Here is a 6353-nt window from a genome sequence, read left to right on the forward strand (position 1 = left end):
TTGTTTTTATAAAATTTTCTTGCGCCTCTTTTGTGTCTATCTTATTTAATACAAGAATCTGGGGTTTTTTTAAAAGATTTTCATCATAAAGCCTAATTTCATTATTCAATTCTTTGAATCTTTCAAGGGGAAAGCAGCATCCATCTAATAGATGGATAAGAATCCTTGTCCTCTCAAGGTGTCTTAAAAACCTATTTCCCAATCCCTTTCCCTTATGGGCGTCTTTTATAATTCCTGGAATATCAGCCACAGTAAAAGATGAAAATTCTCTATAAGAAACCACACCAAGGTTTGGAGCAATGGTTGTAAATGGATAATCTGCAATCTTTGGATGGCAGGATGATATACGAGAAATAAGGGTTGATTTTCCTGAGTTTGGAAAGCCTATAATTCCAACATCTGCCAAAAGGATAAGCTTTAGGACTATCTCCTTTATCTCGCCCTTTTCTCCACAAAGGGCAAGATCTATCCTTTTTAAGCTTGCATTCCCCTTTCCACCCCTTCCTCCCTTTGCTGCTGTAAATTCTTCTCCCTCTTTTATAAGATCACAAATTTTCTCTTCTTCAATAAATACCTGTGTTCCTATGGGAATTGGAATTATACAGGGCTTCCCATCCTTTCCATGCTTCTTTTTTCCCTTTCCATGTCCACCCCTTTTTCCCTTATAATGCCTTTTTTTTGAAAGATGAAGGAGGGTATTATAATGCGGGCTTGTTTTTAAAATTACATCCCCTCCCTTTCCTCCATCCCCACCATCTGGGCCACCTTTGGGAACATATTTTTCCCTCCTTGTGCTTACACACCCATTCCCTCCAGAGCCTCCCTCAACTGTTATTTTTATCTCATCAAGGAATTGCCACTTCAACCATTTTTTTTCCGTTCTTCTCTTTAAAAGAGAGGATGCCGCTTACCTTTGCAAATAGGGTATCGTCTTTTCCCCTTCCCACATTCTTTCCAGGGATTACCTTTGTTCCCCTTTGCCTTACCAAGATTGTTCCACCCTTTACAAATTCTTTTGAGAATCTCTTTATCCCAAGCCTCTTTCCCGCAGAATCCCTTCCATTCCTTGAACTTCCTTGTCCTTTTTTATGTGCCATTTTCTCCCTCCCATTATTAAAATATTATAATTGATTGCATAAATTTTTGCAATTATTTATAATTTAGGGAGAATGGAAGATTTAATCGCAAGGCTCCTTAAGGCACTTGGAGAAGACCCGAACAGGGAAGGCTTGATTGATACACCAAAAAGGGTTTCTTCCTCCCTTAAATATCTAACCTCTGGCTATTCAGAAGACCCTATTGATGTATTGAAAAAGGCAATATTTATTGAGGAATATGATGAGATGGTGGTAGTTAAGGATATAGAAATATTTAGTCTTTGTGAACATCACCTTCTTCCATTCTTTGGAAAATGTCATGTTGCCTATATCCCTGATAAAAAAATCGTTGGATTATCCAAGATTGCTAGGGTTGTTGATATCTATGCCAGGAGGCTTCAGGTTCAAGAGAGGCTTACTACACAGATAGCAAATACAATAGAAGAGGTCTTACAGCCAAAGGGTGTTGGTGTGGTTATTGAGGCTTTACACCTCTGTATGACAATGAGGGGCGTTGAAAAACAGAATTCTCATATTGTAACATCATCTATGCTTGGCTTGTTTAGAAAAAATAGAAGCACAAGGATAGAATTTATGAATCTTATAAAATAATGTATCTTCTTGATAAAAATTCTGATCATACAGAGCTTTGCCTAGGAATAGCAAGGGACGGAGCAATTGCTCGGGGAATAAATGATATTATTGTTGCTTCAACCACAGGAAAAACAGGGATAATTGCCGCAAGGATGCTTCAAGGAATGGGAATGAATCTTATTATTGTAACCCATAATGTTGGATTTAAGGAAGAAGGTGCCTATGAGTTAAGCAATGAAAAAAGGCTGGAAATAACGGGATTTGGGGCAAGAATCCTTACAGGGACAATGGTTTTAAGGGGAATAGGAGCAGCCATAAGGGATAAAGGAGGGTATTCACACGAACAGGTTGTGGCAGATACCTTGAGGATATTTGGCCAGGGTGCAAAGGTATGCTGTGAGATAACCGCTATGGCATCTGATGCCGGGCTTATTGGAACAAAGGAGGTAATCGCGGTGGCAGGAACAGGCCATGGTGCTGATTGCGTTTGTGTAATTAAACCTGCTTCATCCAATAAATTCTTTGAAATGAGGGTAATTGAAATATTGGCAAAGCCAAGATGAAGCCCTTGTCTTTGCTTCTTGATTTCTTCCTGCCTTCTGATTGTAAGATTTGTAAAATGCCTCTTGAATATGATGAGGCTTATATCTGCAAGACCTGCTTTTCAAAGGTAGAAGAAATTAAGCCTCCGATATGTAGAAGGTGTGGAAGGCCATCTTTTTCTATTTTTTGCCTTGAATGTAGAAGAAAAAGGAGGTATTTTAAAAGGGCTATGTTTTGTGGGAGATTCTCTGGTGTTTTAAAGGAGGCAATACATATATTCAAGTATGAAAAAAAACAAGGGTTATCAAATTGCCTTGGTAATTTGATGTGTAGGGCATTGGATAGGACAGGTTGGAATTTTGATGTAATTACGGCTGTTCCCCTTCATAAAAAGAAGGAAAAAGCTAGAGGTTTTAATCAAACAAGGCTTTTGGCAGAAATTATAAGCAAAAAGAGAAACCTCCCGCTGTTTAATGGCCTTAAAAAAAGGATTAATACCCCATCACAGGTTGGATTGCCTTACAATGAAAGAAGAGCAAATGTAATAGATTGCTTTACCCTGAAAGATAAAGAAAAAATAAAAGGTAAATCTATTCTTTTAATAGATGATGTTATGACAACCGGGACAACCATAGAAGAATGTAGCAAAATTCTTCTTGAAGGTGGTGCAGGGGAAGTATATGCCCTCTGTCTTGCCTGTACTATAGACTAAAAACCATTGATTCTTAATTCGTAATTCTTAATTTTGCGGATATTCTATGGATACCAAAAAAGAAAGAAATCAGCGAAAATCCGTTAAATCCGTATCATCCGTGTTCTATTCTTATGGCTATTTTCATCAGTGGCTGAATAGTTACGATTTTTTGCTTTCCTTGACACATTGTACAAAATTTAGTATAATTTAAAGGGGTTAAGAATATGGAAAAGATAGCACCAATATCAGAGGTAAGAAATCGTCTGCCAAGCATTGTGAATGAGATTTTATTTACCAATCAAAGGTATATTGTAACAAAACAAGGGAAGCCAGCTATTGTTATGATAAGTCCAGAAGAGCTTGAGACATTAGAGATATTAGCAGATAGGGAACTGATAAAATCTTTGGTAAAGGCAGAAGAAGATATACAGAAAGGAAGAATCTATTCCCACAAAGAAGTCTTTTTTGATGTATAGGATAGAATATACTAAGGAAGCTTACCGAAAGATAAAGAATCTGGACAAAAGAATAAAGGAGCGATTAAAAAAGGGGATTGAGTTCTTGGCTAACAACCCGATGATAGGAAAGAGGCTGACAGGGCCATTAGTGGGAAGATGGTCATATAGGGTTGGTGATTATAGAATAATATACGAAATATATCCTGAAAAACTCGTAATATTAGTTTTATCTATAGGCCATCGCAAGGAGATATACAAAAAAAGAAAAGGGAATGTTTAGGATTTTCAATCTTTTTAAGGAAGATAAGCTTATTTTAACGCCTTTTAAAACAATAGATTACATCTTTGGCATCCTTGTTTTCTTTGTCTCTTTTGGGGTTTATTTGCATACATTAACGCCAACTGTGGGATTTCATGATTCAGGTGAGCTGATCACCTGTGCCTATACACTAGGCATTGCCCATCCTCCCGGTTATCCCCTCTATACCTTGCTGGGTAAGGTTTTTGTAACCTTGATTCCTATAGGAAACATTGCCTTTAGGATGAATATGCAATCAGCTTTATTTGCCTCCCTTTGTGTGATGATGGTCTATTTTATCACCTTAAGGCTTACAAATTCAATTATTCCCTCTATTGTTGCATCTTTGATTTTGGCTTTCTCTGCTACATTCTGGGAACAGGCGGTAATTGCCGAGAAATACACCTTAAATGCCCTCTTTGCCAGCTTAATTATCTTTATCTTACTTAAATGGGAAGAAGGCTTAAGGCTTAAGGCTTCTGGCTTAAGGCTACTTTATTTGTTTTCCTTTATCTTGGGCCTATCCTTCACCCACCACTTCCAGACAATCTACCTTGTCCCTGCAAGCATATTTTTTATTCTAGCTGTTTCTTGGAAGAACAGAAAAAGGCTCAAGGCTTCCGACTCTAGACTCAAAACTTTTTCATTCCGCATTCCGCATTCCGCATTCCGCAATTTTCTAATGATGTTTTTGCTTTTTATCTTGCCCCTTACTTTATGGCTATATCTTCCAATAAGGGCAAGTCAAAATCCTATACTTAACTGGGGTGATCCAAGAAACCTTGATAATTTTCTTATTCATATCCTTGCCAAAAGCTATACTGGATATTTTTCATCTATTAAGCAATCTTTTATCCGCTTTAGCTCTCATTTAAACTTTTTTCCCTTGCAATTTAGCAAATATATCTTATGGATTTTTCTTTTTTCCCTACCATTTTTCTTAAAAAGAAAGATTCTCTTTCTCTTTTTTCTTTTAATCTTTATCGTCAATAGCCTACATTCAATAAGATATACCATTGTCAATATCTGTGATTACTATATTCCCTCATTTATCCTTACCTCTATTCTCATTGGACTTGGTTTGTCTTTGCTTACCAGATTTATCCCCTTTTTATCCTTTTTTCTCCTTTTGCTTATCTCTATTCCTTATTTTTCTAACCATTTCCAAAACAATAGAGCCAGATTCTTCTTTAGCTATGACTACGGGATGAATATCTTAAGGCCATTAAAGAAAGAGGCAATTGTCATTTCTTATGGTGATTATGAAAGTTTTCCTCTTTGGTATCTTAAATATGTAGAGGAAAGAAGAAATGATGTAGCATCCCTTACAAATATGTTTTTACCCTGCGATTGGCATATTTCTTCAATAAAAATGCTTCATCCTAAAATATCTTTTGAATTTGAAAAAATTCCCTATAAAGAGCTTAAATATCACAATATAGGTGGGGTAATCAAGGAAAGGCTTGATAAGATAATAAAAAGCAATTTTTCTAAATTTCCCATTTATATTGGACCTGGCATAGAAAGGTTTAAAGATTTTATCTTTCTTCCCGAAGGTCTATTCTTCCAGGTCGTTCAGAAGGAAGAATTAAAGAAAGAACCCGGATTTCTTATCAGGGATTTTGGGTTTAGGGATAGAGTTGCCTCCGTAATTTTTAACAATTATTCCCTTTCTTATAATGAGATGGGAAATCTATATCGCAAAAAAGACCTTAACCAGGCAATCTCTTTCTATAAAAAGGCATTGAATATTGAACCCTCATATCATGCTTCAAGATTAAACCTTGCCTTTTCCTATCTTGATAAAAACGAATATGATAAGGCAGAAGAAAATCTTAAGATAATCCTTAAAGAAAACAAGGATTTTGAACCAGCGCTTGTTCATTATGGCTTTGGTATTGTCTATCAAAATAAGAAAGATTTCAAAATGGCTATTTCAGAATATACCCAGGCTTTAAAGATTGATCCGAAAAATACCTCGGTCAAAGATATGCTTGAGGAATGTAAAAAGAAAATTGTTGACAAGAATTGAAGGGGTTGTTATTCTTTTTAGTGATAAAAATTTTAGGGATAAAATTTTTCTTGCAAAATTTTTATAAATGATGTTATATTTTAAAGTAAAATAAAATGATTTCCCTTCCTTGAAGGGGTGGCAGAGCGAAGGTCTGACGGGGTAGGTGGAACTTCGACGAAAACACTCCGTCTGCTTTCGAGGGAGACCTCTCTAACACCCCGTCGCTTCGCAACACCCCTCTAAAAGAGGGGAATGAGGGGAATGGAAGGTTGTGTAAGATGAAAAAGTCAATCTTTAGGATTTTGATGGGTTTGGGTTTGATTTTCTGGCTATACCCCTCCTATGCTAGTCTCACCAAGCAGGATATCGAGGAGATAAGGAAGATTGTAAAGGAAGAGATTCAACATGTAGATAAACGGATAGATAGTTTAGATAAACGGATAGATGACCTACGCCAGGAAATGAATACAAGAATAGATTCCTTGCAAAACCTTCTTTATGTCATTCTAGCTGGTATCTTTGGCTTGGTTGGCTTTGTCCTCTGGGATAGAAGGTCTGCCCTTGCCCCTGCTGTTAGAAAGGCAAAGGAGCTTGAGGAAAGGGAAGAAAGAATAGAAAGGGCTTTAAAGGAATATGCATTTCAAGAGCCAAGATT

General features: G+C 36.7%; 9 protein-coding genes. 7 read left to right on the forward strand and 2 right to left on the reverse strand.

Annotation, left to right across the window (positions count from 1 at the left end):
- A partial coding sequence (gene obgE, locus AB1397_07570) for a GTPase ObgE (protein MEW6482831.1) occupies positions 1-865 on the reverse strand: 865 nt, incomplete at its 3' end.
- On the reverse strand, positions 846-1097 hold the full coding sequence (gene rpmA, locus AB1397_07575; GenBank protein MEW6482832.1) for a 50S ribosomal protein L27: 252 nt from the start codon (positions 1095-1097) through the stop codon (positions 846-848). The genes rpmA and obgE, both read right to left, overlap by 20 nt.
- A 72-nt stretch (positions 1098-1169) precedes the next feature.
- Here rpmA and folE point away from each other — a divergent pair, with 72 nt between their 5' ends.
- The 7 genes from folE to AB1397_07610 form a co-directional block, all read left to right on the forward strand.
- Positions 1170-1709: a GTP cyclohydrolase I FolE gene (gene folE, locus AB1397_07580; protein ID MEW6482833.1), complete on the forward strand. Its 540-nt coding sequence runs from the start codon at positions 1170-1172 to the stop codon at positions 1707-1709.
- The gene (locus AB1397_07585) at positions 1709-2254 is read left to right on the forward strand and encodes a hypothetical protein (GenBank protein ID MEW6482834.1); all 546 of its coding nucleotides are present in this window, start codon (positions 1709-1711) and stop codon (positions 2252-2254) included. The genes folE and AB1397_07585 overlap by 1 nt, the downstream gene beginning before the upstream one ends.
- Positions 2251-2946: a ComF family protein gene (locus tag AB1397_07590; protein ID MEW6482835.1), complete on the forward strand. Its 696-nt coding sequence runs from the start codon at positions 2251-2253 to the stop codon at positions 2944-2946. Before AB1397_07585 ends, AB1397_07590 begins: the two co-directional genes overlap by 4 nt.
- Before the next feature lie 206 nt (positions 2947-3152).
- On the forward strand, positions 3153-3404 hold the full coding sequence (locus AB1397_07595) for a type II toxin-antitoxin system Phd/YefM family antitoxin (GenBank protein ID MEW6482836.1): 252 nt from the start codon (positions 3153-3155) through the stop codon (positions 3402-3404).
- Complete coding sequence (locus AB1397_07600; GenBank protein MEW6482837.1) at positions 3397-3666, forward strand: type II toxin-antitoxin system RelE/ParE family toxin; 270 nt, start codon at positions 3397-3399, stop codon at positions 3664-3666. Before AB1397_07595 ends, AB1397_07600 begins: the two co-directional genes overlap by 8 nt.
- Positions 3659-5716 (forward strand): DUF2723 domain-containing protein, encoded by a 2058-nt coding sequence (locus tag AB1397_07605; GenBank protein MEW6482838.1) that lies wholly within the window; start codon positions 3659-3661, stop codon positions 5714-5716. The genes AB1397_07600 and AB1397_07605 overlap by 8 nt, the downstream gene beginning before the upstream one ends.
- Positions 5717-5976: 260 nt before the next feature.
- The coding region (locus tag AB1397_07610; GenBank protein ID MEW6482839.1) for a prefoldin domain-containing protein at positions 5977-6353 on the forward strand (377 nt) is incomplete at its 3' end.

The organism is bacterium, from assembly GCA_040756715.1.
Taxonomy (GTDB): Bacteria; UBA9089; UBA9088; order UBA9088; family UBA9088; genus JBFLYE01.

Coding starts and splice junctions, on each gene's coding strand:
- rpmA (MEW6482832.1), bottom strand. CDS start 1,097: ATGGCACATAAAAAAGGACAAGGAAGTTCAAGGAATGGAAGGGATTCT.
- folE (MEW6482833.1), top strand. CDS start 1,170: ATGGAAGATTTAATCGCAAGGCTCCTTAAGGCACTTGGAGAAGACCCG.
- AB1397_07585 (MEW6482834.1), top strand. CDS start 1,709: ATGTATCTTCTTGATAAAAATTCTGATCATACAGAGCTTTGCCTAGGA.
- AB1397_07590 (MEW6482835.1), top strand. CDS start 2,251: ATGAAGCCCTTGTCTTTGCTTCTTGATTTCTTCCTGCCTTCTGATTGT.
- AB1397_07595 (MEW6482836.1), top strand. CDS start 3,153: ATGGAAAAGATAGCACCAATATCAGAGGTAAGAAATCGTCTGCCAAGC.
- AB1397_07600 (MEW6482837.1), top strand. CDS start 3,397: ATGTATAGGATAGAATATACTAAGGAAGCTTACCGAAAGATAAAGAAT.
- AB1397_07605 (MEW6482838.1), top strand. CDS start 3,659: ATGTTTAGGATTTTCAATCTTTTTAAGGAAGATAAGCTTATTTTAACG.